We start from the raw sequence: 1,662 nt of genomic DNA, 5'->3' as shown, positions 1-1,662 counted from the left end.
CGGTGGCGCTGCTGCTGACCCTCGCCGGCACCGCCGCCTCCCGGGCGTACGGGGACGGCCCGGCCGGCGCCACCCTCGGCGGGTACGCGCTGCCCTGGGCGGCTGCCGCGGGCGCGCTGGCGGTGAGCTCCGGCGATCCCGTCGGCCCGTTCGCGCCGCTGCGCTGGCTGGGCGCGCCCGAGTTGCTGGCCGGTTCGGTGGCGCTGCTGCTGGTGTCGGTGTTCGGCCTGCTCGGGGTGGCCGCCCGGTCCCGGGTCTTCGTGGCGGGCGCGACCGTCGGTCCGGTCGGCGCGCTCGCGGCGCTCGGCGCGCTCGTCCTCAGCCCGGAGGGGACCGCGGCGGTGCTGCTCGCTGTCCTCGTCTTCGCCATCGGCGCGCTGCCGCTGCTGGCCATCCGGCTCGGCAAGGTGCCGCTGCCGCCGATCACCCTGCCCGCCGCCGCCCCGACCGGTGGCTCGTACGGGGTCCGGGACCTGCCGGACCGGGGCCGGGTGCACGCGGCGGTGGCCCGGACGGAGGAGATGCTGACCGGGATGCTGCTCGGGCACGCCGTCCTCGCGGTCGCCGCCGCGGCGGTGCTCGCCACCGCGGGTGGGCTGGCCGGGCGGCTGCTGGTGGCGGTCGGCTCGGCGGTGCTGCTGCTGCGGTCCCGACTCTTCGTGGCGGTGCGGCACCGGGTGCCCGCCGTGGTGGCCGGGCTGGCCGGGTTGGGCGTCCTCGGCGCGGTGCTCGCCGGCCGGGTCGCCCCCTCGGGGCTCCTCGTGCTGACCGCCGGCGGGCTCACCCTGGCCCTGGTCGCCGTGGCGGCCGGCACCACGTACGCCCGCCGGCCCGTCTCCCCGTACCTCGGTCGGCTGGCCGACCTGACCGACACTGCGCTGGTGATCTCCGTGGTGCCGGTGGCCTGCGCGGTGCTGGACCTCTACGACCGGGCCCGGGGCCTGCTCGGCTGAACGCGAAGGCCCGGATCGCCAGCGACCCGGGCCCCGCACACGTTCGGAAGATCAGTGCGCCTCGCCGCGCTCCTCGGCATCCTTGGCGCGCTGGTACGAGGCCCGGATCTCGGCCTCGGCCTCGGTACGACCCACCCAGGTCGCGCCCTCGACCGACTTGCCGGGCTCCAGGTCCTTGTACACCTCGAAGAAGTGCTGGATCTCCAGCCGGTCGAACTCGCCGAGGTGGTGGATGTCGCGCAGGTGCTCCTGGCGCGGGTCCTCGAAGGGGACGCAGAGGACCTTGTCGTCGCCGCCCTTCTCGTCCGTCATCCGGAACATGCCGATCGTGCGGCAGCGGATCAGGCAGCCCGGGAAGGTCGGCTCGGGGACCAGCACCAGCGCGTCCAGCGGGTCGCCGTCCTCGCCCAGGGTGCCCTCGATGAAGCCGTAGTCGGCCGGGTACTGCGTGGACGTGAAGAGGGTGCGGTCCAGCCGGATCCGGCCGGTCGCGTGGTCCACCTCGTATTTGTTTCGGTGACCCTTCGGGATCTCAACCGTGACGTCGAAATCCATCTTCCACGCTCCCTCGTTTGCCCACGCTGGCTCACGGAACCAGTGGCGCCGCTCCCGGACAGGTGAATGCCCACCCGCCGGCTCCGGCAACCGCATAGTGTTCGGACCGAAGTAGTGTCACCGACGGTGGTTTCCGGCGGGGGAGGAGGGGGTC

At 74.5% G+C, this 1,662-nt stretch carries 2 protein-coding genes; one reads left to right on the top strand and one right to left on the bottom strand.

Going from position 1 to position 1,662, the window contains the following annotated elements; all coding sequences use genetic code 11:
* Positions 1-953: type VII secretion integral membrane protein EccD (locus DKL51_RS01450; RefSeq protein ID WP_124811641.1), on the top strand; the 953-nt coding region annotated here is incomplete at its 5' end.
* Between the two features lie 51 nt (positions 954-1,004).
* Here the strand turns inward: DKL51_RS01450 and DKL51_RS01445 are convergent.
* The gene (locus DKL51_RS01445) at positions 1,005-1,508 is read right to left on the bottom strand and encodes an inorganic diphosphatase (protein WP_109947522.1); all 504 of its coding nucleotides are present in this window, start codon (positions 1,506-1,508) and stop codon (positions 1,005-1,007) included.
* Positions 1,509-1,662 lie beyond the last annotated feature (154 nt).

The sequence above is a fragment of the Micromonospora globispora genome (assembly GCF_003857015.1).
Taxonomy (GTDB): Bacteria; Actinomycetota; Actinomycetes; order Mycobacteriales; family Micromonosporaceae; genus Micromonospora; species Micromonospora globispora.
The sequence above is the reverse complement of the archived record's forward strand: the minus strand, read 5'-3'. Positions and strand labels throughout refer to the sequence as shown.